Here is a 25,628-nt window from a genome sequence, read left to right on the forward strand (position 1 = left end):
GCGCGGGCTGAGCACCGCCGCTGCGCAACCACCGCCCCCCCGGGGCCCCCTCTGACACGGATCGGCATCCAGGAGAAACAGGACCACATGCGAGTCACTCACGCGGTACCGCTTGCCCCGATGACGACGCTGGGCATCGGAGGACCGGCCGCGGCCCTCATGGAGCTGCACGACCCCGCGGACTTCCCCGAGTTCGTCGCGCTGGCCGACACCCTGCCCGGCGCCCCGGTCTGTCTGGGCGAGGGAAGCAATGTGCTGGTCAGCGATGCCGGATGCGACTGCGCCGTGCTGCGGATGAGCACCAAGGGCGTACGGATGACGGGGAGCACGGCGGACGGCCGGGTGCGGGTCGAGGTGCAGGCCGGTCATCTGCTCTCCGACCTGGTCGACACCACCATCGCCGAGGGCCTCACCGGGATGGAGATGCTGGTGGGCATCCCCGGGACCACCGGCGCCACCCCGGTCCAGAACGTCGGTGCCTATGGTCAGGAAACCGCCGACAGCCTGGTGGAAGTGACCGCGTGGGACTGGACGTTGCGCCGTATGGTCACCCTGGATGCCGCGGCGTGCGGGCTGGGGCACCGCACCAGCGTCTTCAAACACTCCCGCCGCTGGACGCTGCTGAGCCTGGTCTTCGCGCTGCGCCGGTCCGAACTCAGCGCGCCGGTCGGCTACCGTACGGTCGCCGCCGAGCTCGGCGTGCCGGTCGGGAGCCGGGTCCCCCTGGAGGAAGTGGCGCAGGCGGTGCTGGCCGTCCGGCGGAGCAAGGGCATGGTGCTGGGCTGCAGCGGCACCGACGACCGGTCGGTCGGCAGTGTGTTCCTCAGCCCCGAGATCTCCCCCGCCCAGGCCGACAGCCTGCGGGCGCAGAACGCTCCGGTGAACCACTTCCCCGACGGCTCGGTGCGGGTGAGTGCGAGCTGGCTCATCCGGCAGGCCGGATTCGAGCTGCGCCGCCCGATCGTGCCGGGCGTCCGGCTGTCCTCGCTGCACTACACGCTGGTCGCCGACGAGGGCGCGAGCGCCGCCGGCTTCACCGAGGCGATCGACATCGTGTTCCAGGAGGTCCTGCGCCGCACCGGGGTACGGCTGACCTCGGAGATCGACTTCCTCTGAGGCGGTGGGGGCCGGGCACCGCCCCGGCAGTCCTCAGCCGGAACCCTTGGGGTAACTAGCGGACGTCGAAGTCCGTCAGGCCCTCCGGTTCCTCCTCCTGGACGGACACCGCGTCGACGGTCCCCAGGGGCGGGCCTTGGTGCGCCCAGTCCACCAGCTTCTGGACACGCTCAGGCGTCCCCTCGAACACGGCCTCCACCGTCCCGTCCGGGCAGTTGCGCACCCAGCCGGCCACGGCGTGCTCCTCCGCCGTGCGCCGGCAGGTGTCGCGGAAGAACACCCCCTGGACGTCCCCGGAGACCACCACATGTCGGCGGATCATCCGCGTCTCACCTCGCTTCCTCGCCCTGGCGGTACCCGCGCAGATATATCCCGGCGCCGTGGTCAGCCCGCGGCGCCACGCCCGGTCGGCGTACGGCTCACACCGCGGCCGGCGGCCCCGACGGCGCGGCCGAAGTGCGCGGCGTCCAGGACGGCCGCGCCGTCCGGGTCGTTGTTGAAGTACGCGTAGATGTCGGCCCGCTCCGGCCAGGTGTCGGTGATCCGCCGCACCCAGGTGGTGAGCGCCTGCCGGCCGTAGCGCGGCCAGGGTTCCGCGCGGCCCGCGTGGAAGCGCAGATACCCCCAGTCGGCGGTCCGCCAGAGGGGCGTCACGGGCCGGGAGTCGCGGTCGGCCCAGCACAGCGCGGCGCCCCGCCGCTCCAGCACCGTACGGATCTCCGCGGTCCACCAGGAGGCGTGCCGGGGTTCGACCGCGACCCGGGTGCCGGCCGGGAAGCAGCCGAGGCAGGTGTCGAGCAGCCGGGCGTCCACGCGCAGGGTGGGCGGCAGTTGGAGGAGGACGGGGCCGAGCCGGGGGCCGAGGGCGGCGGCGCGCGACATCAGCCGTGCGACGGGCTCCTCGGGATCGCGCAGCCGCTTGATGTGGGTGAGGTAGCGGCTCGCCTTGACGGCCATCACGAATCCGTCGGGGGTCCGCTCCCGCCAGTCGACGAAGGTCTTCTCCTCGGGCAGCCGGTAGAAGGCGGCATTGCTCTCGACGGTGGCGAAGTGCCGCGCGTACTCCTCCAGCCACAGCCGCTGCGGCCGGTCGGGCGGGTAAAGGACCGTACGCCAGTCCTTGTACTGCCAGCCGGAGGTTCCGACGAGGACGGTCATGTGCCCATCCCTGCCCGGCCGGGGTCCGGACGTATCAGCCGCCCCCCTTACGGACCGGCGGCCGGGTGGGCGTCAGGCCGCCGCGGCGGGACGCCCCCCGCGTCAGGCCGCCGCGGGCGACCCGGCCGCACCGGATCCCCGCTCGTGCGCGTCATGGTGAATCGGCCGCCGCGAGCCGGTCAGGGGCACGCCCGTGCCGCCCCGCCGGGCCGCGACGATCTCCGCCGCGATGGACAGGGCGGTCTCCTCGGGGGTACGGGCGCCCAGGTCGAGGCCGATCGGTGAGTGGAGCCGGGCGAGTTCGGGTGCGGTGAGGCCGGCTTCGCGGAGGCGGCGGTTGCGGTCCTCGTGGGTACGGCGGGAGCCCATCGCGCCAACGAACGCGACCGGCAGCCGCAGGGCCACCTCCAGCAGGGGTATGTCGAACTTGGCGTCGTGGGTGAGCACGCACAGCACCGTGCGGCCGTCGGTCTCGGTGCGCTGGAGATAGCGGTGCGGCCACTCGACGACGAGCTCGTCGGCCTCGGGGAAGCGGGCCCGGGTGGCGAAGACGGGGCGGGCGTCGCACACGGTGACGTGGTAGCCGAGGAATTTTCCGGCGCGCACCAGCGCCGCGGCGAAGTCGACCGCACCGAAGATGATCATGCGGGGCGGTGGTGCACTCGATTCGACGAACAGCGTCACGGCCGGCTCGCAGCGCGATCCGTCCTCCGCGAGGTCGCACGACCCGGTGCGCCCGGCGTCCAGCAGCGCGCGGGCCTGCTCTGCCGCCGCGCGGTCCAGCTCCGGAGGCCCGCCGAGGCCGCCTTCGTACGTCCCGTCGGGGTGGACGAGCAGCGGTCTGCCGAGGAGTCCGGCCGGGCCCCGGGCGACCCGGGCGAGGGCCGCCGCGGTGCCCCGGGCGGCGGCCGACAGCGCCGCCGCCCACACCCTCCGCTCCGGCGCGTTCGCCGCCACCGGCGTGACCAGGACCTCGATCTCCCCGCCGCAGGTCAATCCCACCGCGAAGGCGTCCTCGGCGCTGTAGCCGAACCGTTCGCGGACCGTCACACCGTCCCTGAGCGCCTGGACGCACAGGTCGTAGACCGCCCCCTCCACACAGCCCCCGGAGACCGAGCCGATCGCCGTGCCCCGGCTGTCGACGGCGAGGGCGGCGCCGGGCCGGCGCGGTGCGCTGCCGCCGACGGCCACGACGGTGGCGACGGCGAAGTCCCGGCCCTGTTCGACCCAACGGGTCAACTCGTCGGCGATGTCCAGCATCGTGGTCTCCTCGTGGTTCGTGGTCCGGCGGGACGGCGGCACCGCGGACGTCCGGACGGGCTCATCCGGCGGCGCGGTCGCCGCCTCCCGCCAGCAGGACACGGTCGGGGCGGATCGGCAGGTCGCGGTGGCGTACCCCGGTCGCGTGCCAGACCGCGTTGGCGATCGCTGCCGCACCGCCGACGATGCCGATCTCACCGATCCCCTTGATGCCGACCGGGTCGTCCTCGTCGGGGTCGTCGACCCAGTCCGCCTCGATGGGGGGTACGTCGGCGTGCGCGGCGACGTGATAGCCGGCGAGGTCGGCGCCGACCGGGGCGCCCGAGGCCCGGTCCCGGACCGCCTCCTCGTGCAGCGCCATGGAGAGTCCCCAGGTCATTCCGCCGATGAACTGGCTGCGCGCGGTGAGCGGATTGACGATCCGGCCGGCGGCGAAGATGCCGAGCATCCGGCGCACCCGGACCTCACCGCTGGTGACGTCCACGGCGACCTCGGCGAACTGGGCGCCGAAGGCGTGCCGTTCCTTCTGCGCCAGCGCGGCGATCGCGGCGGTGGTGTCCGACCGCACCGTGATCCCCTGCGGGGGTATCCCGCCGCCCAGGGCCAGTTGTTCCCGCAGTTCGCGCGCCGCGGCGGTGACCGCCCAGGCCCAGGAGCGGGTGCCCATCGAGCCGCCGGCGATCATCGCCGGGCCGAAGTCGCTGTCCGCGATCTGCATCCGGATGCGCTCCGGCGCCACCTCCAGCGCGTCCGCGGCGATCAGGGTCAGGGCGGTGCGCGCTCCGGTCCCGATGTCCGCGGCGGCGATCCGTACGGTGAAGCCGCCGTCCGCCTCCGCCGTCACGGACGCCGTGGACGGGAGGGCCCGCGCGGGGAACTGTGCCGCCGCCGTGCCGGTGCCGAGCAGCCAGCGCCCCTCCCGCCGCCGGCCGGGACGCGGGTCCCGGTCCGCCCAGCCGAATCGGCGGGCGCCCTCCTGGAAGCAGTCGAGCAGCTTGCGGCTGCTGAACGGGAGCCCGGAGACCGGGCCCGCCGCCGGTTCGTTGCGGGCCCGCAGCGCGATCGGGTCCATCCCGCACTTCTCGGCGAGTTCGTCGAGCGCGGACTCCAGCGCGAACGAGCCCGGTGCCTCGCCCGGTGCACGCATCCAGCTCGGGGTCGGCACATCGAGCCGTACGACGCGGTGGACGGTGTGGTGCGCGTCGGCGTCGTACATCACCCGCCCCATGTCGGCGCTCCGCTCGATGAATTCACGCACCGTCGAGGTGACGCACTCCGCTTGGTGGTCGAAGGCGCGCAGCCGGCCGTCGGCGTCGGCGCCGAGCCTGATCCGCTGCGCGGTGGGGCTGCGATAGCCGACGACCGAGAACATCTGGCGGCGCGTCAGGACCACCCTGACCGGGCGCTGGAGGACCGTGGCCGCCATGGCGGCGAGCACCTGGTGCGGGCGGAGGGCCTTGGAGCCGAAGCCGCCGCCGACGTGCTCGGACCGTACCCGTACCGAGGCCGGGTCCAGGGAGAACAGGTTGGCGAGTTCCTCCGCCACGTATCTGCTGCCCTGGTTGGAGTCGACGAGCTCCAGCCGGCCGCCGTCCCAGCGCGCCATCGCCGCATGCGGCTCCAGCGGATGGTGGTGCTCCTCGGGCGTGGTGTACTGCGCGTCCACCACCACGGCGGACGCGGCGAGTTCGGCCGCCAGGTCCCCCTTCTCCGTCTCCGCCGCGGACTGCGGGGAGCTCTCCGGCGTGTACATGTCCGGGTGCCCGGCGGCGAACGCGACCTCGTGCGGCTCCTGGTCGTAGCGGACCACCAGCGTCTCGGCGGCCTCCCGCGCCTGCTCGGGCGTTTCGGCGACGACCAGCGCCACCGGCCAGCCGGCGTACGGCACCCGGTCGTGCTGGAAGACCTGGACGACCGGATCGGGCGGCCCGAGCGGACCGGTGTAGTTGCCGTCGACGCGCGGCGCGTTGCCGTGGTGGAGCACGGCGAGCACCCCGGGCATCGCCAGTACGGGGGCGGACTCCACGGCGCGGATGCGGCCGCGGGCGATGGTGGACAACACCAGCCAGCCGTGGGCGAGTTCGGCGAAGGGGATCTCGCCGGCGTAGCGGGCCGCGCCGGTGACCTTGGCCAGGCCCTCCACGCGGGTGTGGGCGGCGCCGACGGCCCCCGTCACCGCGGTGGTTCCCGTGGTCGTCGTGGTCATCGTGCAGCCTCCTCGGTGAGCTCGGTCAGCATGGCGACGACGAGGTTGCGCATCAGCGTCACCTTGTAGCCGTTGTGGGGCAGCGCCTCGGCGGCCGCGAGTTCGGCATCCGCGGCGGCGGCGAATGCCTCGGCGCTCGCCGGCCCCCCGGTCAGCACCCGCTCGGCCGTCCGGGCCCGCCACGGCCGGGACGCCACCGCCCCGAAGGCGAGCCGGACCTCGTGGACGGTGCCGTCGCGGACGTCGAGGGCGGCGGCGAGCGAGCCGATCGCAAAGGCGTATGACGCGCGCTCGCGCACCTTGCGGTAGCGGGAGACGGCGGCGACCTGAGCCGGCGGGAGCCGGAGCCCGGTGATCAGCGCACCGGACGGCAGCGCGGTCTCCAGATGCGGGGTCTCCCCCACCGGAAGGTAGAACTCCGACAAGGGCAACTCCCCTGCCCCGTCCGCCGTTTCGTACTCGACGACGGCGTCGAATGCGGCCAGCGCCACCCCCATGTCCGAGGGGTGCACGGCGACACAGTGCCCGGAGGCCCCGAGGATCGCGTGGTTGTGGTGCTCGCCCTCGATGGCCGGACAGCCGGCGCCCGGGACGCGCTTGTTGCACGCCGCGGCCGGGTCGGTGAAGTAGCCGCAGCGGGTGCGCTGCAGCAGATTGCCGCCGACCGTGGCCATGTTGCGCAACTGCCCCGAGGCACCGGCCAGTACGGCCTGCGCCAGCGCCGGATAGCGGCGCCGGACCTCGGGATCGGCGGCGAGTGCGCTGTTGGTGACCGTCGCGCCGATGCGCAGACCGCCGTCCTGGGTGACCTCGATCCGGTCGAGGGGGAGGTCCTGTACGTCGATGAGCAGCGCGGGCCGCTCCACTCCGGTCTTCATCAGGTCGACGAGATTGGTGCCGCCGCCGAGCAGGCGCGCCTCGGGCTCGGCGGCGAGCAGCGCGACCGCACCCTGGACGTCGGTCGCCCGCCGATAGCCGAATTCCCTCATGCCGCCGCCTCCTCGTCCGTCGGGGCCCCGGCCTCGCCCGGGCCGCTCCCCTGCCGCGGCACCGCCGGGGCCCCCGCAGCCTCGGCCGCCCGGGCCACCGCCTGGACGATCGACACATACGCGCCGCAGCGGCACAGGTTGCCGCTCATCCGCTCCCGTATCTCGTCGGCGGTGAGCGCCGGCACGCCCGCCTCCGGTCGCACATCGGCGGTCACGGCGCTCGGCCAGCCCGCCGCATGCTCCTCGATCACCGCAAGGGCCGAACAGATCTGCCCCGGTGTGCAATAGCCGCACTGGTAGCCGTCTAGGTCGAGGAAGGCCTGCTGCACCGGATGCAGCCGCTCGCCGTCCGCCACCCCCTCGATGGTGGTGATCTCGCGTCCCTCGGCGGCGACCGCGAGCTGGAGGCAGGACACCGCCCGGCGCCCGTCCATCAGCACCGTGCAGGCGCCGCACTGGCCCTGGTCACAGCCCTTCTTGGTTCCGGTCAGATCGAGCTGCTCGCGCAGCGCGTCAAGCAGGGTGGTGCGGTGATCGACGGGCAGCGTGTGCTTCTCGCCGTTGATGTGCAGGGTGACGGCGCTGGACGTCGGTGGGGCCATGGTCAGCCTTCTTTCGCGTAGGTCAGGCGCGGCGGGCGTCGGGGCGCGGGCCTGAGACCGGCGGGCCCCTCGGGAGTCGGACGATCCCCGCGCCGCGGAACCGGGAGCACCAGGCGGGAACCTCACGGGCGGTCAGGGAGGCAAGGGCTCTGTACAGGGCGGCGTCAGCTCGGAGGCCATGGCGGGGGCGGCTGGAGACGGACCGGCGGCGGGCACCATCGGCCACCACGCACCGACCCCCCGCACCGACCACCACTCCGGCCGTATCTGCCGCTATGGTGGACCTAAGCGGACAACTGTCCACTCCATCGAAACTACCGGACAACTGTCCGGTTAGCAAGAGCGGCTTTCCCGTGATTCCCGGAAGGAGGACGAGTGCAGCAGCACAAGAACGCACCCCTGCGCTCGGACGCGCAACGGAATCGCGAGCGCATCCTGGAAGTGGCGCTGGCGGAGCTGACGCACTCGGCGGACGCCCCGCTGAGCGCGATCGCGAAGAAGGCGGGCGTCGGGCAGGGGACGTTCTACCGCAACTTCCCCAACCGCGAGTCACTCGTCCTGGAGGTCTACCGCTACGAGGTGCAGCAGGTCGCCGACGCCGCCTCCCAGCTGCTCGAAACCCGCACACCCGAGCAGGCGCTGCGGGAGTGGATGGACCGTCTCGCCCAGTACGCCATGGCCAAGGCCGGCCTGGCCGATGCCATGCGCAAGGCCACCAGCGCCTGCGGCAGCCTGGCCGGCCTGGGCCACGGCCCGGTGACCTCGGCCGTGGCCCTGCTCCTGAAGGCGAACGAGGACGCCGGCACCATCCGCCCCGACGTGACCCCCGACGACTTCGTCCTCGCCATCGCCGGCCTCTGGCAGATCGACCCGCACAGCGACTGGCAGTCACGCGCCGGCCGCCTCCTCGACCTGGTCATGGACGGGCTCCGGACAGGCGCTCCGGGGGCGTGAGGGGCCAAACCGCACCGCGGCAGCCGGACGTTAGTGCTCCGTTAGTGAACCGACAGTGACCGCCGGAAGGGTTGTCCCTGCTCGCCGCAACACCCGGCCCCACCTGACCGCCGTACGTGTCAGGGGTGTTGCGGCCTGCCCCCCAGGGAGCAGGTACACGAGTGCAGCACAGCTCATCCGCCAGGCTCGAAGATCACAGGAGCACTATGTCCCCCCAGCCCTCCCCCCGCCGCGTCCGCACCCTCGCTGCCGCGCTGCTGGCCGTGACCGCCGCGGCCGCGCTCACGGCGTGCCAGGACGGCAAGCCCGACAGCGCGAAGAGCCCGTCGTCCGCCACCTCGGGCGGCAGCTCTTCGGGCGCGGCGTCCGGCACCAACGGGGGCGGCACCGGCACCGGTTCGCAGAACTCCGGCGGGTCGGCGGACACCGCGGGTCAGCCCACCGCCGCCCGGGGCGCCGCGTCCACCGACCACTCGTCGCACCGCTGCACCGCGGCGTCGCTGCGCATGTCGCTGGGGCAGCCCGACCCGGGCGCGGGCAACATCCGCTCTGCGCTGACCTTCACCAACAGCGGCAAGCAGTCCTGCACCCTGCGCGGCTTCCCCGGAGTCTCGCTGCTGGCCAAGGACGGGCAGGCGGTCGGCAAGCCGGCCACCCGTGAAGGCGCGGCGGGCGCGGCCGTCACGCTCGCTCCCGGCAAGAGCGCCCATGCGGTGCTGCACACGATCACCAAGGGGATGAAGGGCTCCGGCTGCTGGCCGGCCGGGGCCTCGGTGCAGGCGTTCCCGCCCGGTTCGAAGGAGTCGATGACCGCTCGCGCCTCCGGACTGCAGGTCTGCGGCGATGAGTTCAGCGTCACCGCCCTCGCACCCGGCGCGGCGGCGTAACTCCGCGTCCGGGGGCGTACCGGCCCGGGCCGCGTAAGACCAACGCGGCCCGGGCACGAAGCTCGGCCCTGCGATGCCCGCCCCGTCCCGGCTCCGGCCGGCGTTCGGGCCCGTACGGAGGGCGGGCCCGCACGGGCGGGCGTCGCGGGGCGGCGGGCGGTTTCGGTACCCGGTCTCACGCGGGGTGAGCCGGGTGGGCGAGGAGGGCGTGGCGCACAGGGAGCGCCCGCCGAGCGGTGAGCAGCCGGGGGGCTGCGGACCGCCGAACGCCACCACGCACTCGGCACCGGCAGGACCAGCCGGTGCCGAGTTGCCGGAGGTCACGGGCCCTGGGCAAGGTGGAGAGCGGACGGGGGTGCGGCCCACCGCCGTCGGATCGGCGCGGCGGACGGGCGGTGACAGGGACCCACCGCGCAGGTCCGGCTCGTTCGCCGGTCGTCCCGGTCCGCACGGGGCCAGGCCCGGGCCCGGGGCGCCGTACCGGAGACGCAGGAGCGCCCGGCCCAGGAGCGTCCGACGCCACGGAGCGGAGGAACCATGGGGACAACGCACACCTCCCGGACAGCTACGGGGTGGCCGCAGTTGCGGGTGGCCGACTGGACCGACACCCGCGAGACGCTGCACATGTGGACCCAGATCGTCGGCAAGGTCCGGCTGGCGCACGCACCGCTCCTCAACCACTGGTGGCAGGTGACGTTCTACGTCAGCCCGCGGGGACTGACCACCTCCGCCGTCCCGCACGGTACGGGCGCCTTCGACATCGAATTCGACTTCCTCGACCACACGCTGCACCTGCGCACCAGCGACGGCGGTACCCGCCGCATCACGCTGGAGTCCATGCCGGTGGCCGACTTCCACGCCCGGGTCCTGCGGGCCCTGGACGAACTGGACGTCCCCACCACGATCCAGGGGCATCCCAACGAGATCGAGCCGGCGATCCCGTTCGCGGAGGACTACCGGCACCACACCTACGACCCGCATGCGGCGCAGCTTTTCTGGCGTCAACTCCTGCAAGCCAACCGGGTGTTGGGGGAATTCCGCAGCGCCTTCGCCGGCAAGGTCAGCCCGGTCCACTTCTTCTGGGGCGCCATGGACCTGGCCTGCACCCGCTTCTCCGGGCGCGGCGCCCCCCGGCACCCCGGCGGCGCGCCGAACTGCGGCGACTGGGTCATGGTGGAGGGCTACTCCCACGAGCTGAGCAGCTGCGGATTCTGGCCCGGCGGCGGGGACGAGGGCGCCTTCTACGCCTACGCCTACCCCGAACCGGAAGGCTTCGCGGACGCTCCGGTGGCCCCCGCCGAGGCGTTCTACAGCCCGGAAAACGGTCAGTTCCTGCTGCCGTACGAAACGGTACGCAGCGCCGACGACCCCGACCGGACGCTCTCCCGCTTCCTGCACAGCACCTACGAGGCAGCCGCCGACCGGGCCGGATGGGACCGGGCGGCGCTGGAGATCGATCCGGAGCGCTGGGAAGGGAAGACCTGATGACACATCACGACGACTGGCCGACACCCGCTCAGGGGCTCGTACTGACCCACTTCCTGACCGTGCGGGACGTCGCCGTATCCCGCCGCTTCTACGCGGAGGTGTTCGGCGGTGAGGTGGTGCTGGCCGAGAACCCCTGCATCGTGAAGATCGCCAACGGCTGGATCATCATGAACCCCGGCGGCGGCCCCACCCCCGACAAGCCCGAGGTCACCCTCACCCCGCCCGAACCCGGCGACCCGGTGTCGGCCTTCCTCAATGTACGGGTGGCCGACATCGCGGCCTTCTACGAGCAGGCCGTCGCCAAGGGCGCGCGGTTCCTGACCGAGCCGATCGACCGCAAGGCCGAGATCCGCTGCTACCTCCGCGATCCGGACGGCCATCTGATCGAGGTGGGACAGGCCACCGGGATGCTGGAGGGCGTCTTCGCGGATACGGGCGGGCCGCCCGCGCAGGGGGGCGGCCACCCATGAGGACGGCCACCCCGGACGTCCCGTCAAGCGGAACGTGACGAGCCCTCGCGCAGGGCATAGGTGAGCGTGCGTTCGCTCAGCAGGTCCTCGACGAGATCGAGGAGTTCCAGCACGGCCGCCGCGATGGTGTCCGGCTTCTCGCCCGCCACGAGGCGCCGGCCGATCTCGCTGTAGACCAGCGAGTGGAACCACCCGATCTGGGAGGCCACCGCGCGCGGCATCTGGTCGTCCGGCGCGGCCCCGGTCTCCTCGGCCAGGACGGCGCCGAGTGCCTCGGTCATCTGCCGGCCGAGGTCCTCCAGGCGGGCGGTGAGGGTGGGGGCGGCCCGCATCATGGCGAAGACCCGGCCGAAGCCTGCGGTCAGACCCACGGTGCGGTCGCGGCGGCGCAGTTCGTCCCGGAGGTGGGCGAGCACGGCCCGGGCAGCGGACTCCCCGGGCTGCCGGGCGCGCACGATATCGGCGAGCCGTTGCGGGGAGGCCTGGTCCGGCGGCAGGACGAGGTCTTCCTTGGCCTCGTAATAGTTGTAGAGGGTGTTGACCGAGACCTCGGCCGCCGCTGCGACCTCGGCGATGGTGACCTGATCGAAGCCGCGCTCCACGAACAGGCCGATGGCCACCTCGGAGAGGTGTTGCCGTGTCTGCCGCTTCTTGCGCTCCCGCAGCCCTTCGCTCATGAAAAGAGCCTAACTGTGCTGGTCATGGGCGTTCATTCACCGGGCTGCCCGCCCTCGCGGAAGGCCCCCGGAAGCCACCGGGCGGAGACTTTCGCGCGCGCCGCGAGGTGGGCGACGTACGCATCCCGGACCTCGTCCGGCGTGGTGAAGCCCGGCTCCCCACGCAGCCATTCGCCCGGGACGGCCGCGACGACCTCGCGCAACAGCCGGGTGCTCACCCGGGGTGCGAGCTCGGCGTCCGCCGCCGCCAGGTCCGGGCTCCGGGAGCCGAGCACGTGATGGCGGAGGTCGTAGGCCTTCCCCACCGCGTCCGCCGCGCTCTCCCACCGGTGGTGGAAGACGAGCGCGGCACCGTGGTCGATGAGCCACAAGCGGGGCTCCTGGTGACCGGAGGTCGGCCAGACCATGAGGTTCGAGCTGTGCACCGTGCGGTCCACATTGGCGGTGAACGCGTCCAGCCAGATGATCCTGGCGGCCTCCATCGGATCGGCGTGCAGCGCGTGCGGCGTGACGTCGGCGGCTCCCGGCAGGTAGTCCATCCCGAGATTGAGTCCCGCACTGGAGCGCAGCAGATCCTGCACTTCTTGATGCGGTTCCGCCTCGGCCACGGCGGGGTCGAAGTGCATCAGCACCAACTCCGGTACCCGCAGCCCGAGTCGCCGCGCCAGCTCCCCCACGATGACCTCGGCGACGAGCGCCTTGCGCCCCTGCGCCGAGCCGGTGAACTTGACGACGTACGTCCCCAGATCGTCGGCCTCGACGACGCCGGGGACCGAGCCGCCGCTCCTGAGCGGGGTCACGTACCGGACGGCCGTCACCGTCCGCAGCTCATGTGTTGCGGTGGTGGTGGTCATGGGTTCCGCCCCCGTTCCCTCATGAAGGGCCGCCCCGGAGAGTCGACGGCCGAGAAAATGAACCCTACTCCAAATATGCAGTCCATTATAGTTTTCTGGGACGGCGTCAGGTCCCGGGTGCCGGCCGTCAGCACAGGACGGACCGCTTCGAACCGCTTCGACAGGAGATACGAGCATGGCAACGCCACAGGTGCACGACGCGGCGGTCGCCCGCGCCAACGAGGCCCTCCGGACGTACACCCTCTCCGGCGAGGGCTGGCACCGCAGCCCGGGCGAGACCTTGCAGCACGTCCTCACAGACTTGCTGCACTGGTGCGACGACACCCAGCGCGACTTCGACGCCGCCCTGGAGCGCGCACGACGCGGGCACGCCGAGGAAGTGGGTCAGGCGGACTAACGCACGGCGCGGTGACAGGGCCGCCGGGCCGCCGCATGTGAGCCTGAGGCCGGGGTACCCGGGCGGCAGGAGGTGCGCGGATGACGCGAGGGCTGACGACGGGCGCCGAACTCCTCGGGTGGTGGGCGGTGTTGACCGGGTTGTGGATCGTACTGATCGGTCCGGTGGACACGCTGGAGTGGGCGGTCGGCGCCGGCGCTGCGCTGCTCTGTGCCGCCGCGGCCTGTGGGGCGCGCCGCGCCGCCGGGCGCCGGTGAACGGCTGGACCGCCGCGGGGACGGCGCTGCTGGTGGGCGGCGTCGCCCCGGCCGCATGGGGCGCGGCCACCGGCCCGGTTCGCCGGCGGGTGCCCGCGCAGAATCTCACGACCACCCTGCTCAGCCTGGTCGTCCTGCTGCTGGCGCAGGGCTACGCGCGCCCGGCCTACGTGGATCCGGCGCTGGTGCTCTCGGTGCTCGGACCGGCCGGCACGCTGCTGTATGTGCGGCTGCTCGCCGACCGGCTGGCGGCCCGTCCGCCTCGGCCGCGGGCGCTGCGCACGGTGACGGCGCTGAGCTATGCGGCCGTGCTCGCCGTGGTGCCGCCGCTGTGCGCGGCCACCGGCCCAGGCAGGGCGCTGGTGAAACTGCTGGTCATCGGGGGGCTGTTGATGCTGGGGAGCTGGGCGGCCGCCCGGGCGGTGACCGCCGCCGTCGTCACGGGGCACGACCGTACCGGGCCGGCGGAAGGGATGTCCGATGGCTGATGAACTGCCGCTGCTGTGCGGCCTGGTCCTGGTGGCCGCTGCCGGGACCGCCACCGTCCTGGTGCGCGATCCGGTCCGGCAGTCCTTCCTGCTCTCCTTGCTCGGCCTGGCGCTGGCCACCGTCTTCCTGCTGCTGCAAGCGCCCGATGTCGCACTCTCCCAGCTGGCGGTCGGCTCCGCGCTGACGCCGTTGATGGTGCTGCTGTCCGTGCGCAAAGTGCGCCGCACGGCACGCAGCGAGCGCCGGGAGGAGCACGAATGAGCAGCAGAGTGCGGCTGTGGGTGCTGGCCGCCGGGGGTCTGGGGGTGGCCGTCCTGTTCGTTCTGGCCTGCTGGGAGCTACCCGCGTTCGGCGGCTCGTGGCACCCCTACGGCGTCCGGGCCGTACATGCCGCGCTCGCCCGGCACACGGCCAACACCATCTCCTCGGTCAACTTCGACCAGCGCGCCTTCGACACACTCGGCGAGGAGTCCATCCTGTTCGGCTCGGTCGTGGGCACCGTCGTCCTGCTGCGGCAGACCCGCGAGGAGAACCGGCTGCCGCCCGAGCCGGCCCGGGTCGCGTCGCCGGTACGCCGCTATGCCCTGCTCGCGCTGCCCGTCACCCTGCTGATCGGCCTGTACGTCGTCGCGCACGGCCAGCTCAGTCCCGGGGGCGGCTTCCAGGGCGGGGTGGTGGTCGCCACCGCGCTGCATCTGCTCTACATCGCCGTGGACTACCGTGCGCTGGAGCGGATCAGACCGGTCGGCATGTACGAGGTGGCGGATGCCGCGGGTGAGGCCGCCTATCTGCTGGTGGGCGCGGCCGCACTGGTCACCGGGGCGGCCTTTTTGACCAACTTCCTCCCCTACGGGACCTTCAACACGCTCTCCTCCGGCGGCACCGTTCCCGTGCTCAATGCCGCGATCGGCGTGGAGGTGGCGTGCGGGGTGGTCGTCCTGCTGGCGCGGTTCCTGGACCAGGCCGTGGAGATCGAGGGCGCGGAGCGCGACGACGAAGCGGGGGCCGGAACATGAGTGTGCTGCCGTACCTGATCGCCGGATGGCTGTTCCTGATCGGCTGTTACGGGCTGGCCACCAGCCGCAATCTCCTCCACGCGGTGGGCTGTCTCGCCGTGTGCCAGTCCTCGACCTATGTGCTGCTGCTCGCGATCGGCTACCGGCGCGGCGGCACCGCCCCGGTCTTCTCCGACATCGCGCCGGGCTCCCGCCCGGTCGTCGACCCCGTCGTGCAGGCCCTCACCCTCACGGACATCGTCATCGGCGCGACCGTCACCGCGCTGTTGCTCTCGCTGGTCATCCAGATCGCCAAACGGCACCGGACGGTGGACCCGGACGAGCTCTCGGAGCTGCGGGGGTGACCGTCGCACAGAGCCTCCCGCTGATCGTGGCCACCCCGCTCTTCGGCGCGGCGGTGCTGGTCGGCGCGGGCCGACGGCTTCCGCGGTACACCGCGGAAGTGCTGGGGTGCCTCTTCGCCGCGGGTACTGCGGCGCTCGCGCTGTCCGCCTCGGCCGCCACCCCGTCGTCCACCGCGCGGCCCGTCGAATGGCTGGGCGGCTGGCGGCCGCACGGCGGCGCGAGCGTGGGCATCGTGCTGGTCGGTGACCGCATCGGTCTGGGCCTGGCCGCGCTGGTCTCGCTGCTGTCCCTGGCCGCCCTCGCCTACGCCTGGCGGTACTTCGACGAACCGCCACGGCGCCATGCGGGCTCCTTCCCCGCCCTGGTGCTGCTCTTCCAGGCCGGCATGTGCGGCTTCGCGCTCGCCGGGGACCTCTTCAACGCCTTCGTCTTCTTCGAGCTGATGGGTGTCGTCGCCTACGCGCTCACCGGCTACCGCGTCGAAGAGGCCCGCGCCGTCCAGGGGGCGCTGGTGTTCGGCCTCGTCAACTCCCTGGGCGCCTACGCCACATTGCTGGGCATCGGACTGCTCTACGCCCGGACCGGGGAACTCGGCCTCGCCCAGATCGGCAGCGCCCTCGACGCCCGGACCGGCGGCTCGGACGCGCTGGTGATCGCCGCCTTCGTCCTCGTCCTCACCGGTCTGCTGGTCAAGGCCGCGGCGGTGCCGTTCCACTTCTGGCTCGCCGATGCGCACGCGGTGGCGCCCACCCCGGTGTGCATGCTGCTGTCCGGGGTCATGGTCGAGCTGGGACTGTACGGCGTGGCCCGCATCTACTGGACCGTCTTCGCCGGCCCGGGCGGCATTCCGGCACCCGACGCGCACCGGGCGCTGCTGGCCCTGGGGGTGCTGACCGCCGTGCTGGGCGCGGTGATGTGCTGGCAGCAGCGCCATCTCAAGCGGCTGCTCGCCTACTCGACGGTGGCGCACACCGGGCTGTTCCTGGTGGGTGTCGCGGTGCTCACCCCGGAGGGGCTCGGCGGCGTCGTCCTGTACGTGCTGGCGCATGCCGGGATCAAGGCCGCGCTCTTCGCCTGCGTCGGCATCCTCCTGGACCGGTTCGGCAGCGTCGACGAGTACCAGCTGCACGGCAAGGGACGTGAACTCCGCTGGGCGGGTGCCCTGTTCGGGCTCGGCGGCCTGGCGCTGGCGGGACTGCCGCCGTTCGGCACCGCGCTGGGCAAGGCCGTCATCGAAGAGGCGGCGGGCGGCTGGGCTACGGCGCTGTTCGTGCTGGTCTCGGCGGCCACCGGGGGCGCGGTGCTGCGGGCCGGGGCGCGGGTGTTCCTGGCGGCGGGTCCGGCCCCGGAGACAGCGGCAGCCGATTCCGGGCCGGCCGGCTCGGCCGAGGAGACGACCGGGGATGCGGAGGAGCCGGAGACCCGTGGCGGGCGGCTCTCCCGGGTGCCGGACAGCATGCTCGCCGTGCCCACGGTGCTGCTCGCCGGGGCGCTCGCGGTGGGCCTGGTTCCGGGCCTGTGGACGGGCATCGGCGCTGCGGCCGACGCCTTCACCGACCACGCCGGCTATCTGGCCACCGTGCTGGACGGCCGTACGACGGAGCCCGCGGCCACTCCCCCGCCGCACTGGACCGCACCCGGCGTGCTGTGGGGCCTGCTGGCCACCGCTCTGGCCGCGGCGTTCGCCCTGGCGGCCGTGCGACAGCCCGTACCGGAGGAACCGACCCGCTGGGCCGCGCCGCTGCGCCGGCTGCACTCCGGCCATGCCGGGGACTATGTCGCCTGGTTCCTGGCGGGCGTCACGCTGCTGGCGGCGCTGGTCGCGTGACGGCACGCGGCCGGCTCCGTGCCGCCCGCGGAGCCTGAGCGAGCCCCGGGGCCCCCGCCGTAGGTCGGCTCCGCGCTGGCGTGCACGGACTGCACCCCGGCGCGGTCAGGAGTGCGGAGCGCCGTAGTAGCCGGTGAGCTGCTGGTGGTAGGCGTCATCGTCGATGTGCTTGTCCTTGTCGAACTCGGGGGCGTGCTCGATGTCGTCCTTGGTGCGGGAGAGGTAGATCGTGGTCGCTTCGACGTCGATGGAGGAGATGGTTCCGGCCGGCAGCAGGACATGCCTGCCGAAGATCCATACCCCGGTGTCGACGACCAGGTAAGCGGTGCCGACCTCCTCGGAGTGCTTGTCGACCTTGCCGATCCTGCCGTCGATCGCCTCGACGTCGAAGCCGGTCAGGTCGGTGCCTGCCTGGTAGCCCGTCTTTCCTGCGAAGCTCCAGATGGTGTCCGTCATGGGAACCCTCACGTCGTGGTGGGCCGCCCGGCGGCCGGCATGCCGCGGAACGCCGGCGGCTGTGCATTTCCAGGGGAATTCAGCGGTCTTTTTGCGCGCGCCGACTCGGTTTTCTTCATTCTATTGCGGCGGCGCGGGCTCCCCGCAGCATTCAGCTGCGGGGAGCCCGCGCGGACGGTGAAGTCACCAGCGGTACCAGCGCCCGCGCCCACCTGCGGCGCTCGTCGACCGCATGAGGAAACCGAGCAGCCAGAACGCCAGCACGACAACGGCGACGATCCACAGGGCCTTCAAGGCGAATCCGGCGCCGAAGAGAAGGAGCGCGAGAAGCAGGACGAGAAGCAGGGGAACCATGAGAGTCAACCTCCGAATAGGGGACTTCGACTCCACGCGGTGAGAGTTCGACCTCCGGTGGAAAGCGCCGGATGTGGCGACTGGGGATATTCAAGTGTCTTGTGGGGGAAGGCCGGCTCAGATGCGGCCGTGGGCAAGTCGCGTCAGGGGGCCGGTCCTTGGCTTCGCCGTGGCACGGCCCGCGGCGAATGCGGCTCCGACGGCGCCGATCAGCCCGGCGCCGACGCTCGCGGCAAGGGCCTTGCGCTTCTTGACTACCTTCCAGGTGGTGACGGCCGTGGCAGCGAAGTTTTCGGTTGCGTCCACCGCGGCCTGCCGACCGCTTTCGATACTCGCCTTGGCACGATCACCGGCCGCCGCGGTTTCCTTGGTGGCGACACGAGCCGTATGTTCGGCAGCCTTCCTTCCCTTGGCGGCAGCCGCCTTGGATTCGCGCTGCACCGTCCCTGAGGGGCCGTCGGACTTCTTTCGTTCGTCACTCATCCCATTCGTCTCGCCACTCCTGACTTTTTGAAACCCCGGAAGTTTTCCCGCTGTTGCGGGCATCCGCTGATTCCTCGTCAAACACCGTGCCACCGGAGATCATTCATTGCCCGTGAGATGTTGCTCCGGGGGCAGCAGGGAGTGCCGGATCTCCCCGTGTGAGGGGGTGGGGCCGCTGAGGGCGGGTACCGGGCCCAGCGAAGATCCGCCGCAGTGCGCGGACCGTTCAGGAGGCGGAGGGCCGGCATGACCGAGGGAGTGGGCGAGGGGCGGGCGGAGCCGGCGCAGCAGGGCCGGCTCGCCCGGATCGGGCAGTGGTGGAAGCGGGCACGGGGGTCGGAGGGGCTTGAGCGGCACACCGCGCTGCTGATCGGCAAAAGCACCCTGGCCGCCACGATCGCCTGGCTGATCTCCTCCGACATGCTGCACGCCCAGTCACCGGCGTTCGCCCCGTTCTCCGCGGTGTTGATCATGCAGGTGACCGTCTACCGGTCGCTGCTGGATTCGTCACGCTACGTGGCCGCCGTGGTGGCGGGGGTGGCGGTCCAGGCGGCCCTGGGCTTCCTGGTCGGCCCCGACGTGCTGACGTTCGCCCTGGTGGCGCTGATCGCGCTCACGATCGGCCGGTGGCCGGCGCTCGGTTCGCAGGGCTCCCAGGTAGCCACCGCGGCGTTCTTCGCCTTCTCCACTTACCTTTCCGCCACCTCGAACCTCCAGAAGGTGACCCAGCTCGGCCAGATCATCCTGCTGGTGCTCATCGGCTGCGGGGTCGGGATCCTCGTGAATGTCGCCGTCCTGCCGCCCCTGCGCTACCGCGGTGCCGAGCACGGCATCCGCACCCTCGCGCACGCCCTGTGTGACCTGGTCAGCGACGTGTATCCGGCGTTGCGGGCACACGACGTCGACCCGGAGCGCACCGAACGGTGGCGGGCCCGGGCGGGACGGACGGGAGACCTCGTCACCGAGGCGAGGACAGGCCTGCGCACGGCCCAGGAGAGCCTCCACTACAACCCCCGCCGTCTCTTCCGCCGCCATCGCGGGCGCCCCGGCTTCGCGGGCTACGGCGCGGTGCTGGAAGCGCTGGAGCGCACCCTGCACCAAGTCGCGAGCCTGACGCGGAGCCTGGACCGGTGGAGCGGGGACGAGGACCGCTACCGCTACGGGTCCTTTCTGGAGTGCTACGCCGACTTCCTGGCGTCCGTCTCCGAGATCATCCGGGTCCTCTCCGGCCTGGACGAAGACCGGCTCCACGAACAGGCGCCGCAGTTGTGCCGGCTCGCGGACCAGGCGCAGCAATGCCGCCGACGGGTGGCCGAACAGGCCGAGCGGGACGCCCTGCCACTCGCCGACCCGGCCCGCCCGTACGGGGTCCTGGTCATCGAGGCCACCCGCCTGATGGAGGAGTTCCAATACACCTGTGACGTACTCCAGCACCACGTCGACCAGCGCCGTCACTGACGTCCGGGATGCAGTAGGAATGCGGCCCGCGCATACGACTGCCGCACGAGGAACAACACCTGCCCGCACACTACTTGGGCGGTGCCCGGAATCAACGCCGGGGACCGCCCAAGGAGTGTGTGACCGATCAGTGCTTGAAGGCGTCCTTGGCCTTCTCCTTGGCCGCGCGGAGATGTCCCTTGGATTCCTTCGCACTGCCCTCAGCCGTCGCACTCTCGTTGCCGACAAGACGTCCGGCTTCCTTCTTTATCTTGCCGCCGATCTCGGCAGCCTTTGCTTTCGCCTTTTCCGTGGCGCTCATGGTGCGGTCCTTCCTGGGATGGGGCACTGTTTTGATGCCCCAGGATTCCCTGACAAAACTGTTGTCTCATGCGGGGCAGAGACGGCCGCGCACACGGTCACCTCGGGTCGGTTTCTCACTTGGAGCTCGGCACCCGTGACGGTCCGGATTCGTTGCCTTCCGCAGCCATTACGTAAGCCGTCACGGGGCGGAACATCGCTAGATCATCAGGCCGGCTGCCACGCGCCGTGCCACGGTAGGAGAGTCGGCTGATACGGGCTGCCCATGGCCCGTGGGCGACTGGTGAAGGAGACCGAGATGCACGACACCGCGCCCTCCCCCACCCCTGACCTCGATGGGCGCGACCAGGACGACGAGAAATCCGGTCTCCGCCCCGAAACAGCCCGGCGGGAGACCGCGCAGGAATTCATTTCCGTAGTTGCGGACATCGCATCGGGGGCGCTGGGTTTCCCGCTTCCCGGCTCCGGACGGACCGCCCAGCGGTTCGTCTCCCTGCAATCCGTCGCCGGGCGGGACCTCAGCCTGGCACGGCTCGTCGAGGGCCATGTGGATGCCCTCGCCATCCTCGCGGAGCTCGGCGCGCCGCCCCCAGGGCCGGCCGAAAGATGGGGTGTGTGGGCGGCGGAACCCCCGGGAGAGGGGCTGACCGCCACGCCGGGCGACGGTGGCTGGCGGCTGAACGGTCTGAAGCAGTACTGCTCCGGCGCCCACAGTTGCACGCACGCCCTGGTCACCGCCGCCGCCCCGGACGGCCGGCGCCTCTTCTCCGTGCGCACGGGCGGTGCAGCCTGCCGCCCGGTGGAGGACACCTGGCAGGCCCTCGGAATGGCCGGCAGCGACACTCTGGACGTCCGCTTCACCGACGCCCCCGCGGTACCCGTCGGCCCGGTGGAGGGCTACGTACGGCGCCCCGGCTTCCAGCACGGCGGAATCGGTGTGGCGGCCTGCTGGTACGGCGGCGCGCTGGCCGTCGCCCAGACCCTCCGGCGCGCGGCGGAACGCGGAGCGGACCCGCACACCGATGCACACTTGGGCGCCGTCGACATGTGGTTGCACGCCGCCGGCGCGCTGCTGGAACAGGCGGCCGCGGAGATCGACCAGGACCCGCTCGACCGCGGGGGCGGCGCCAGGCTCCGCAGTCTGCGGGTGCGCGGGTTCGTCGAGGACGTCTGTGCCCGGACGCTCACCCGTGTGGGACGGGCCACCGGCGCCGCGCCGCTGTGCCGGGACCTGCGCCATGCGCGCAACGCCGCCGACCTGACCGTCTACCTCCGCCAGCACCACGCGGAGCGCGATCTCGCCGAGCTCGGTGGCCTGGTGGCCCGCCCGGAGGCATCGCGATGACGTCGTACCAGGACGAGCAGGACATCGACCCGATCCGGGCACCGGGGACCGCGGAACGGGAATGGCGGGCGTGGAGCGGGTGGGAGGCGCTCCCCGAGCTGCGGCTGCCCCGGACCGGTCATGTCGTGGTGATCGCTGCCCATCCGGACGACGAGGTGCTCGGCTTCGGCGGCTCACTGTCCTTGCTGGCGGCCGCCGGTGTGCGGCTGACCGTGGTCACCATCACCGACGGGGAGCGCTCGCATCCGCACAGCCGCATCGAGACCCCCGAGTCCCTCGCCCGCCGCCGCGCCCTGGAGGCCCGCTCGGCGCTCGGCACGCTCGGCGCGCACCGCACGGACATCATCCGGCTGCGCCTCCCCGACACCGACGTCGCCGGCCACGAAGCCCACCTCGCGAACGTCCTGACGACCCTCATGGCCAAAGCCGCACTCTGCGCCGCGCCGTGGACCGCCGATCTCCACCCTGATCACGAGGCAGCCGGCCGCGCCGCGCGGAAAGCGGCCCGCGCCGCCGGCGTGCGCTGCCTCCACTATCCGGTGTGGATGTGGCACTGGGCCCGCCCTGATGACCCGCGGGTGCCCTGGTCCGATGCCGCACGCATCGTCCTCCCGCCCGCCTCCCTGGCCCGCAAGGCCGCTGCCCTCAGCTGCTTCACCAGCCAGATCCGCCCGCTGGGGCCCGGACCGGGCGACGCCGCGATCCTGCCGCCCGAAGAGCTCGCCCATCATCTGCGCGCCACGGAGGTGGTGTTCGGGTGAGCACTCCGTCCTCCTACTTCGACGCCATGTACCAGCACTCGTCCGACCCCTGGCAGCTCGCCGAGCGCTGGTACGAGCGCCGCAAGTACGACCTGACGCTCGCCGCCCTGCCCCGGCCGCGGTATCGCCGTGCCTTCGAACCGGCTTGCTCCGTCGGCGAGTTGACCCTCCGGCTCGCCGCGCGCTGCGACTCCGTTCTCGCCTGCGACCGCATCGCCTCCGCAGTTGCCACGACGGCCCGGCGTACGGCAGCGCATCCGCACGTCACCGTGGAACGCCGCACCCTCCCCGCGGAGTGGCCGGACGGCACCTTCGACCTCATCGTCCTCTCCGAGCTGCTCTACTACTTCGACACCGCCGACGTGCACGCCCTCCTGGACCGTGCCGTCGGCGCGCTGGAGCCCGACGGCACCCTCGTGGCCGTGCACTGGAACCACCCGGTGAAGGAACACCTGGCAACGGGAACCGACCTCGCAAGGGTTGTCGCGCGCGTTCCCGGCCTTGCTCTGCTCGCCGACCACCGCGAGGAGGATTTCGTCCTGCAGACCTACGGCCGGCTCGGCCCCGACGGCAGCAGGCCACCGTCCGTCGCCGCGCGGGAAGGGCTGGTATGACCCCGGAGGCGGTGGCCGTCGTCATCCCGGCGCACAACGAGCAGGCCCTCCTGCCGCGTGCCCTGGCTGCCGTGCACGCGGCCGCCCGCCATCCGGCGCTGGTACGGACGCGGGTGGCGGTCGTGGTGGCGGCCGATTCCTGCCTCGACGACACGGCCGGGGTGGCCCGCAGAGCGGGGGCGGTGGTGGTGCCGCTGCGCTGTCACAATCCGGGCAGGTCCCGCGCTGCCGCCGCGCTCCGCGCCCTGGACGTCCTGGGGGTCCCGGAGACCGGCGTGTGGATCGCCTCCACCGACGCGGACAGCGCCGTGCCGCGCGACTGGCTGGCCTTCCAACTCGCCCGAGCAGAAGAAGGATGGGACGCGGTCGTCGGCACCGTCACCGTGACCCGATGGCCCCCGGTCCCCGGCCTCGCCACCCGGCACCACCGCCTCTACCACGCCACTCGGCCCGCCGGCGGCGTCCCATGGCGTCACCCGCACGTCCACGGCGCGAACCTCGGCGTGACCGCCACCGCCTACCGGAAGGCGGGCGGCTTCCCACCGCTTCCCGTCGGAGAGGACCACGGCCTCGTCACCGCGCTCGAACGCGGCGGCCACCGGGTCCTGCGCACCTCGGACTGTCCGGTCGAGACGTCGAGCAGACTGCGCCCGCGCGCCGCCGGTGGCTTCGGGCGCGACCTGGCAGCGCTGGCGGGTCTGACCGGTCGGACAGGGCTGGCCGCAGAAGGTGAGCCGGCCGGCTGATCGTACGGCGTCGGCGCCCCGCTGAGGCATCAGCGACGCCGTACGCGATCCGCATACGGGCTCCTAGTTTTTGGCGTCCCGCTCCCCGCCCCGCACACCCTCGCACCGAGAAATGCGAGTTCACGTTCACCGTGCCCCACCGGGAGAAGTTTCTGCGGACGGAAACGGTCAAGCCGCCACCACGCATACGTTCGACGTAGACGGGCACGCGGTGTTCTACCGCCCAAACAGCCAACCGTACTTGGGACTTCAACAAGACCACCACGACGTGCAACGGACGGGATCATGGCAACAACGGAGAGCACGGAAGGAAAGAGTGGCCCGAAACGTATCGGCGCCCCCGCAGCGATGCGCCACGCCGCTGCGCAACTCGCTCAGATGCTCCAATGCGAGCCCGGCTCGGTATCCGCACTCAAAGGCACCGACGACGGTTGGTCGGCGGACGTGGAAATAGTGGAGATCCAACGGGTTCCGGACACCGCGAGCGTGATGGCTTCCTACCGCGTCCACCTCGACGAACAGGGTGAACTCGTGGGATACGAGCGAACCCGCCGCTATGCCAGGGGTCAAATCGACCGGTGACGGAAAGACGCTCGCCAGAATCAAGGAACGTGCCGTGACCCGCTCCAGCGCACTGGAAGGGAAGATCGACCGTGACTGTCGTCCAGCAATCCAATGCACCGAGCAGTGGCAGTGGTTCAGGAAATCTCTACGATGTTCTTGAGCTGATACTCGACCGAGGACTCGTCATCGACGCCTTTGTCCGCGTCTCCCTCGTCGGTATCGAGATACTCAAGATCGATGTGCGTGTCGTCGTCGCGAGCGTGGACACCTATCTGCGTTTCGCCGAGGCATGCAACCGACTGGATCTGGAATCTGGCCGCAAGGCGCCCAGTCAACTCACCGATCTGGTCGGCGAGGTGACCGAGGACGGCGCCAAAGGAAAGTCCAAAGGCGCACTGACCGGCGCCATCGAGGCCTTCAGCGATTCCTTCCAGAAGGGTCACGAGGAACCCGAGCAGGAGGAAGAAGCGGAGCGCCCCGCGCGCAAGTCTTCCGCGTCCAGCAAGCGCCGTACGGCCCGCCGCCGGGAGGAGTGACCATGCCGACCTACGTCTACGCCATCACCGATGCCGATCATCCGCTCCGCCTGGACGGCGTCGAAGGGGTCGGCGACCCCGCAGCGCAGCTGCGCACCGTCCGGACCGAGCAGCTGAGCGCCGTGGTCAGCGATGCGCCGGCGGATCTGCGGGCCAAGCGCAGGGATGTGGTCGCCCACCAGAGCGTGCAGGAGCGTCTGCTCTCCGACGGTCCCGCCCTGCCGATGCGCTTCGGCCTGGTGGGGCCCGACGACGGCCAGGTCGCGGCCGTCTTGGAGGAGCAGCGCGACGCCTACGCCGAACGCCTCAAGGAGATCGCCGGCTGCCTGGAGTTCAATCTCAAGGTCGCCCGCGACGAGGACGATCTGCTGCGGGAGATCATGGCGGAGTCCGCCGGCGTACGGCGGCTCAACGAGCGCACCCGGCACGATCCCGGTGCGCACCGCGACCGGGTGGCGCTCGGCGAGCTGGTCTCCCAGGAGGTCCAGGCCCGACAGGACCGTATGGGCGCCGAGATGGTGGACCGCCTCACGCCGGCAGCGGAACGTACCGCGGTCGCCGACCCGACCAAGACCCACTTCCTGAACGTGTCGTTCCTGGTCAGGCGGGAAAAGACCGCAGCGTTCTCCGAGGCCGTCCAGCAGGAGGCCGAACAGCGCGGCGTGGCCTACACGTTCCGCCTGAACGGCCCGCTGCCGCCGTACAGCTTCGTCTGAGCCGGCCGCCCCACGCCGAGTGGAGACATTCCCATGGGCCTCCTCACGAACATCCTGACCCTTCCGCTGGCTCCGGTACGGGGCACGGTCTGGGTACTCGACCAGGTGCTGCTCACCGCGGAGCGCGAGTACTACGACCCGGAGCCCGTACGCCAGGAACTGCGGGACATGGAACAGCAGTTGCTCGACGGAAGCATCACGCCCGAGGAGTTCGACCGGCGCGAAGACGAACTACTGGACCGCCTGGAATGGCTGGAGGCCCACCAGCAGCGGCTGCGTACCGACTCCTGATCACGAGGAGA

33 protein-coding genes are annotated in these 25,628 nt (G+C 71.9%); 21 read left to right on the forward strand and 12 right to left on the reverse strand.

Annotation, left to right across the window (positions count from 1 at the left end):
* The first annotated feature begins 66 nt into the window (after window positions 1-66).
* Complete coding sequence (locus CPH93_RS03895; RefSeq protein ID WP_269460161.1) at window positions 67-1,116, forward strand: UDP-N-acetylmuramate dehydrogenase; 1,050 nt, start codon at window positions 67-69, stop codon at window positions 1,114-1,116.
* Between the two features lie 55 nt (window positions 1,117-1,171).
* On the opposite strand, the gene CPH93_RS03900 is transcribed toward CPH93_RS03895, so the two are convergent.
* The 6 genes from CPH93_RS03900 to CPH93_RS03925 form a co-directional block, all read right to left on the reverse strand.
* Entirely contained in the window at window positions 1,172-1,438 is a 267-nt protein-coding gene (locus CPH93_RS03900; protein ID WP_173909710.1) for an acylphosphatase, read from the reverse strand.
* A 62-nt stretch (window positions 1,439-1,500) separates the two neighbouring features.
* Window positions 1,501-2,274, reverse strand: coding sequence for a DUF72 domain-containing protein (locus tag CPH93_RS03905; protein WP_096211955.1), 774 nt, complete (start codon window positions 2,272-2,274; stop codon window positions 1,501-1,503).
* A 102-nt stretch (window positions 2,275-2,376) separates the two neighbouring features.
* Window positions 2,377-3,534 carry an XdhC family protein gene (locus tag CPH93_RS03910; RefSeq protein ID WP_096215298.1) on the reverse strand — a complete coding sequence of 386 codons (1,158 nt, stop codon included), beginning with the start codon at window positions 3,532-3,534 and terminating at the stop codon, window positions 2,377-2,379.
* A gap of 61 nt (window positions 3,535-3,595) precedes the next feature.
* Complete coding sequence (locus CPH93_RS03915; protein ID WP_093487067.1) at window positions 3,596-5,740, reverse strand: xanthine dehydrogenase family protein molybdopterin-binding subunit; 2,145 nt, start codon at window positions 5,738-5,740, stop codon at window positions 3,596-3,598.
* Window positions 5,737-6,729: an FAD binding domain-containing protein gene (locus tag CPH93_RS03920; RefSeq protein ID WP_093487065.1), complete on the reverse strand. Its 993-nt coding sequence runs from the start codon at window positions 6,727-6,729 to the stop codon at window positions 5,737-5,739. Before CPH93_RS03920 ends, CPH93_RS03915 begins: the two co-directional genes overlap by 4 nt.
* Window positions 6,726-7,331: a 2Fe-2S iron-sulfur cluster-binding protein gene (locus CPH93_RS03925; RefSeq protein ID WP_093487063.1), complete on the reverse strand. Its 606-nt coding sequence runs from the start codon at window positions 7,329-7,331 to the stop codon at window positions 6,726-6,728. The genes CPH93_RS03920 and CPH93_RS03925 overlap by 4 nt, the downstream gene beginning before the upstream one ends.
* A 375-nt stretch (window positions 7,332-7,706) precedes the next feature.
* Between CPH93_RS03925 and CPH93_RS03930 the strand changes: the two genes are divergently transcribed.
* The 4 genes from CPH93_RS03930 (at window position 7,707) to CPH93_RS03945 (ending at window position 11,130) form a co-directional block, all read left to right on the forward strand.
* Window positions 7,707-8,285, forward strand: a complete 579-nt coding sequence (locus CPH93_RS03930) for a TetR/AcrR family transcriptional regulator (protein ID WP_093487061.1) — start codon at window positions 7,707-7,709, stop codon at window positions 8,283-8,285.
* 206 nt (window positions 8,286-8,491) lie between these two features.
* Entirely contained in the window at window positions 8,492-9,172 is a 681-nt protein-coding gene (locus CPH93_RS03935; RefSeq protein WP_096211956.1) for a DUF4232 domain-containing protein, read from the forward strand.
* A 537-nt stretch (window positions 9,173-9,709) separates the two neighbouring features.
* Window positions 9,710-10,657 carry a DUF5996 family protein gene (locus tag CPH93_RS03940; protein ID WP_096211957.1) on the forward strand — a complete coding sequence of 316 codons (948 nt, stop codon included), beginning with the start codon at window positions 9,710-9,712 and terminating at the stop codon, window positions 10,655-10,657.
* Window positions 10,657-11,130, forward strand: coding sequence for a VOC family protein (locus CPH93_RS03945; RefSeq protein ID WP_096211958.1), 474 nt, complete (start codon window positions 10,657-10,659; stop codon window positions 11,128-11,130). Before CPH93_RS03940 ends, CPH93_RS03945 begins: the two co-directional genes overlap by 1 nt.
* A 23-nt stretch (window positions 11,131-11,153) precedes the next feature.
* On the opposite strand, the gene CPH93_RS03950 is transcribed toward CPH93_RS03945, so the two are convergent.
* Both CPH93_RS03950 and CPH93_RS03955 read right to left on the reverse strand, forming a co-directional pair.
* Complete coding sequence (locus tag CPH93_RS03950) at window positions 11,154-11,807, reverse strand: TetR/AcrR family transcriptional regulator (RefSeq protein ID WP_096211959.1); 654 nt, start codon at window positions 11,805-11,807, stop codon at window positions 11,154-11,156.
* A 32-nt stretch (window positions 11,808-11,839) separates the two neighbouring features.
* Entirely contained in the window at window positions 11,840-12,661 is an 822-nt protein-coding gene (locus tag CPH93_RS03955) for a HipA family kinase (RefSeq protein WP_096211960.1), read from the reverse strand.
* Window positions 12,662-12,836: 175 nt separating this feature from the next.
* Between CPH93_RS03955 and CPH93_RS03960 the strand changes: the two genes are divergently transcribed.
* The 7 genes from CPH93_RS03960 (at window position 12,837) to CPH93_RS03985 (ending at window position 16,993) form a co-directional block, all read left to right on the forward strand.
* On the forward strand, window positions 12,837-13,058 hold the full coding sequence (locus CPH93_RS03960) for a hypothetical protein (RefSeq protein WP_096211961.1): 222 nt from the start codon (window positions 12,837-12,839) through the stop codon (window positions 13,056-13,058).
* 80 nt (window positions 13,059-13,138) lie between these two features.
* On the forward strand, window positions 13,139-13,315 hold the full coding sequence (locus tag CPH93_RS36115) for a hypothetical protein (RefSeq protein ID WP_167551422.1): 177 nt from the start codon (window positions 13,139-13,141) through the stop codon (window positions 13,313-13,315).
* A complete protein-coding gene (locus CPH93_RS03965; protein ID WP_096211962.1) occupies window positions 13,312-13,803 on the forward strand; it encodes a monovalent cation/H+ antiporter complex subunit F in 492 nt (163 codons plus the stop codon). Before CPH93_RS36115 ends, CPH93_RS03965 begins: the two co-directional genes overlap by 4 nt.
* Window positions 13,796-14,065, forward strand: a complete 270-nt coding sequence (locus tag CPH93_RS03970; protein ID WP_093487046.1) for a Na(+)/H(+) antiporter subunit B — start codon at window positions 13,796-13,798, stop codon at window positions 14,063-14,065. Before CPH93_RS03965 ends, CPH93_RS03970 begins: the two co-directional genes overlap by 8 nt.
* The gene (locus tag CPH93_RS03975; protein WP_096211963.1) at window positions 14,062-14,820 is read left to right on the forward strand and encodes an MnhB domain-containing protein; all 759 of its coding nucleotides are present in this window, start codon (window positions 14,062-14,064) and stop codon (window positions 14,818-14,820) included. The genes CPH93_RS03970 and CPH93_RS03975 overlap by 4 nt, the downstream gene beginning before the upstream one ends.
* On the forward strand, window positions 14,817-15,164 hold the full coding sequence (locus CPH93_RS03980; RefSeq protein WP_006601835.1) for a sodium:proton antiporter: 348 nt from the start codon (window positions 14,817-14,819) through the stop codon (window positions 15,162-15,164). Before CPH93_RS03975 ends, CPH93_RS03980 begins: the two co-directional genes overlap by 4 nt.
* The gene (locus tag CPH93_RS03985) at window positions 15,161-16,993 is read left to right on the forward strand and encodes a complex I subunit 5 family protein (protein ID WP_096211964.1); all 1,833 of its coding nucleotides are present in this window, start codon (window positions 15,161-15,163) and stop codon (window positions 16,991-16,993) included. Before CPH93_RS03980 ends, CPH93_RS03985 begins: the two co-directional genes overlap by 4 nt.
* Window positions 16,994-17,098: 105 nt before the next feature.
* Here CPH93_RS03985 and CPH93_RS03990 read toward each other — a convergent pair whose 3' ends face one another.
* The 3 genes from CPH93_RS03990 to CPH93_RS36650 all read right to left on the reverse strand — a co-directional run bounded on the left by CPH93_RS03990 (window position 17,099) and on the right by CPH93_RS36650 (window position 18,286).
* On the reverse strand, window positions 17,099-17,449 hold the full coding sequence (locus CPH93_RS03990) for a PRC-barrel domain-containing protein (protein ID WP_096211965.1): 351 nt from the start codon (window positions 17,447-17,449) through the stop codon (window positions 17,099-17,101).
* A 183-nt stretch (window positions 17,450-17,632) separates the two neighbouring features.
* Window positions 17,633-17,803, reverse strand: a complete 171-nt coding sequence (locus CPH93_RS03995) for a hypothetical protein (protein ID WP_006601838.1) — start codon at window positions 17,801-17,803, stop codon at window positions 17,633-17,635.
* Between the two features lie 117 nt (window positions 17,804-17,920).
* Entirely contained in the window at window positions 17,921-18,286 is a 366-nt protein-coding gene (locus CPH93_RS36650) for a hypothetical protein (RefSeq protein WP_231977172.1), read from the reverse strand.
* Between the two features lie 246 nt (window positions 18,287-18,532).
* On the opposite strand from CPH93_RS36650, the gene CPH93_RS04005 reads away from it, so the two are divergent.
* Window positions 18,533-19,744: an FUSC family protein gene (locus CPH93_RS04005; protein ID WP_231977173.1), complete on the forward strand. Its 1,212-nt coding sequence runs from the start codon at window positions 18,533-18,535 to the stop codon at window positions 19,742-19,744.
* Window positions 19,745-19,871: 127 nt separating this feature from the next.
* Here the strand turns inward: CPH93_RS04005 and CPH93_RS04010 are convergent, their stop codons facing one another.
* Complete coding sequence (locus CPH93_RS04010) at window positions 19,872-20,045, reverse strand: CsbD family protein (RefSeq protein WP_093487038.1); 174 nt, start codon at window positions 20,043-20,045, stop codon at window positions 19,872-19,874.
* A gap of 297 nt (window positions 20,046-20,342) precedes the next feature.
* Here CPH93_RS04010 and CPH93_RS04015 point away from each other — a divergent pair, with 297 nt between their 5' ends.
* The 8 genes from CPH93_RS04015 (at window position 20,343) to CPH93_RS04050 (ending at window position 25,617) form a co-directional block, all read left to right on the forward strand.
* On the forward strand, window positions 20,343-21,389 hold the full coding sequence (locus tag CPH93_RS04015) for an acyl-CoA dehydrogenase (protein ID WP_443031455.1): 1,047 nt from the start codon (window positions 20,343-20,345) through the stop codon (window positions 21,387-21,389).
* Window positions 21,386-22,150, forward strand: a complete 765-nt coding sequence (locus tag CPH93_RS04020) for a PIG-L deacetylase family protein (protein WP_096211966.1) — start codon at window positions 21,386-21,388, stop codon at window positions 22,148-22,150. Before CPH93_RS04015 ends, CPH93_RS04020 begins: the two co-directional genes overlap by 4 nt.
* Entirely contained in the window at window positions 22,147-22,764 is a 618-nt protein-coding gene (locus tag CPH93_RS04025) for a class I SAM-dependent methyltransferase (RefSeq protein WP_096211967.1), read from the forward strand. The genes CPH93_RS04020 and CPH93_RS04025 overlap by 4 nt, the downstream gene beginning before the upstream one ends.
* Window positions 22,761-23,510, forward strand: coding sequence for a glycosyltransferase (locus CPH93_RS04030; RefSeq protein ID WP_096211968.1), 750 nt, complete (start codon window positions 22,761-22,763; stop codon window positions 23,508-23,510). Before CPH93_RS04025 ends, CPH93_RS04030 begins: the two co-directional genes overlap by 4 nt.
* A 285-nt stretch (window positions 23,511-23,795) precedes the next feature.
* On the forward strand, window positions 23,796-24,092 hold the full coding sequence (locus CPH93_RS04035; RefSeq protein WP_093487030.1) for a gas vesicle protein GvpO: 297 nt from the start codon (window positions 23,796-23,798) through the stop codon (window positions 24,090-24,092).
* Window positions 24,093-24,163: 71 nt separating this feature from the next.
* Window positions 24,164-24,610, forward strand: a complete 447-nt coding sequence (locus CPH93_RS04040; RefSeq protein ID WP_093487028.1) for a gas vesicle structural protein GvpA — start codon at window positions 24,164-24,166, stop codon at window positions 24,608-24,610.
* A 2-nt stretch (window positions 24,611-24,612) separates the two neighbouring features.
* A complete protein-coding gene (locus CPH93_RS04045) occupies window positions 24,613-25,326 on the forward strand; it encodes a GvpL/GvpF family gas vesicle protein (protein ID WP_096211969.1) in 714 nt (237 codons plus the stop codon).
* A gap of 33 nt (window positions 25,327-25,359) precedes the next feature.
* A complete protein-coding gene (locus CPH93_RS04050) occupies window positions 25,360-25,617 on the forward strand; it encodes a gas vesicle protein GvpG (RefSeq protein ID WP_096211970.1) in 258 nt (85 codons plus the stop codon).
* The last annotated feature ends 11 nt before the right edge of the window (window positions 25,618-25,628 follow it).

It is taken from the genome of Streptomyces sp. 2323.1 (assembly GCF_900221035.1).
In the GTDB taxonomy this organism is placed as follows: Bacteria; Actinomycetota; Actinomycetes; order Streptomycetales; family Streptomycetaceae; genus Streptomyces; species Streptomyces sioyaensis.

Bases quoted from the DNA above. Each gene is read 5' to 3' on its own strand.
- CPH93_RS03900 (WP_173909710.1), bottom strand. From the start codon at position 1,438: ATGATCCGCCGACATGTGGTGGTCTCCGGGGACGTCCAGGGGGTGTTC.
- CPH93_RS03905 (WP_096211955.1), bottom strand. From the start codon at position 2,274: ATGACCGTCCTCGTCGGAACCTCCGGCTGGCAGTACAAGGACTGGCGT.
- CPH93_RS03910 (WP_096215298.1), bottom strand. From the start codon at position 3,534: ATGCTGGACATCGCCGACGAGTTGACCCGTTGGGTCGAACAGGGCCGG.
- CPH93_RS03915 (WP_093487067.1), bottom strand. From the start codon at position 5,740: ATGACCACGACGACCACGGGAACCACCGCGGTGACGGGGGCCGTCGGC.
- CPH93_RS03920 (WP_093487065.1), bottom strand. From the start codon at position 6,729: ATGAGGGAATTCGGCTATCGGCGGGCGACCGACGTCCAGGGTGCGGTC.
- CPH93_RS03925 (WP_093487063.1), bottom strand. From the start codon at position 7,331: ATGGCCCCACCGACGTCCAGCGCCGTCACCCTGCACATCAACGGCGAG.
- CPH93_RS03935 (WP_096211956.1), top strand. From the start codon at position 8,492: ATGTCCCCCCAGCCCTCCCCCCGCCGCGTCCGCACCCTCGCTGCCGCG.
- CPH93_RS03940 (WP_096211957.1), top strand. From the start codon at position 9,710: ATGGGGACAACGCACACCTCCCGGACAGCTACGGGGTGGCCGCAGTTG.
- CPH93_RS03945 (WP_096211958.1), top strand. From the start codon at position 10,657: ATGACACATCACGACGACTGGCCGACACCCGCTCAGGGGCTCGTACTG.
- CPH93_RS03950 (WP_096211959.1), bottom strand. From the start codon at position 11,807: ATGAGCGAAGGGCTGCGGGAGCGCAAGAAGCGGCAGACACGGCAACAC.
- CPH93_RS03955 (WP_096211960.1), bottom strand. From the start codon at position 12,661: ATGACCACCACCACCGCAACACATGAGCTGCGGACGGTGACGGCCGTC.
- CPH93_RS03960 (WP_096211961.1), top strand. From the start codon at position 12,837: ATGGCAACGCCACAGGTGCACGACGCGGCGGTCGCCCGCGCCAACGAG.
- CPH93_RS36115 (WP_167551422.1), top strand. From the start codon at position 13,139: ATGACGCGAGGGCTGACGACGGGCGCCGAACTCCTCGGGTGGTGGGCG.
- CPH93_RS03970 (WP_093487046.1), top strand. From the start codon at position 13,796: ATGGCTGATGAACTGCCGCTGCTGTGCGGCCTGGTCCTGGTGGCCGCT.
- CPH93_RS03975 (WP_096211963.1), top strand. From the start codon at position 14,062: ATGAGCAGCAGAGTGCGGCTGTGGGTGCTGGCCGCCGGGGGTCTGGGG.
- CPH93_RS03980 (WP_006601835.1), top strand. From the start codon at position 14,817: ATGAGTGTGCTGCCGTACCTGATCGCCGGATGGCTGTTCCTGATCGGC.
- CPH93_RS03990 (WP_096211965.1), bottom strand. From the start codon at position 17,449: ATGACGGACACCATCTGGAGCTTCGCAGGAAAGACGGGCTACCAGGCA.
- CPH93_RS03995 (WP_006601838.1), bottom strand. From the start codon at position 17,803: ATGGTTCCCCTGCTTCTCGTCCTGCTTCTCGCGCTCCTTCTCTTCGGC.
- CPH93_RS36650 (WP_231977172.1), bottom strand. From the start codon at position 18,286: ATGAGTGACGAACGAAAGAAGTCCGACGGCCCCTCAGGGACGGTGCAG.
- CPH93_RS04005 (WP_231977173.1), top strand. From the start codon at position 18,533: ATGACCGAGGGAGTGGGCGAGGGGCGGGCGGAGCCGGCGCAGCAGGGC.
- CPH93_RS04010 (WP_093487038.1), bottom strand. From the start codon at position 20,045: ATGAGCGCCACGGAAAAGGCGAAAGCAAAGGCTGCCGAGATCGGCGGC.
- CPH93_RS04015 (WP_443031455.1), top strand. From the start codon at position 20,343: ATGCACGACACCGCGCCCTCCCCCACCCCTGACCTCGATGGGCGCGAC.
- CPH93_RS04020 (WP_096211966.1), top strand. From the start codon at position 21,386: ATGACGTCGTACCAGGACGAGCAGGACATCGACCCGATCCGGGCACCG.
- CPH93_RS04030 (WP_096211968.1), top strand. From the start codon at position 22,761: ATGACCCCGGAGGCGGTGGCCGTCGTCATCCCGGCGCACAACGAGCAG.
- CPH93_RS04035 (WP_093487030.1), top strand. From the start codon at position 23,796: ATGGCAACAACGGAGAGCACGGAAGGAAAGAGTGGCCCGAAACGTATC.
- CPH93_RS04045 (WP_096211969.1), top strand. From the start codon at position 24,613: ATGCCGACCTACGTCTACGCCATCACCGATGCCGATCATCCGCTCCGC.
- CPH93_RS04050 (WP_096211970.1), top strand. From the start codon at position 25,360: ATGGGCCTCCTCACGAACATCCTGACCCTTCCGCTGGCTCCGGTACGG.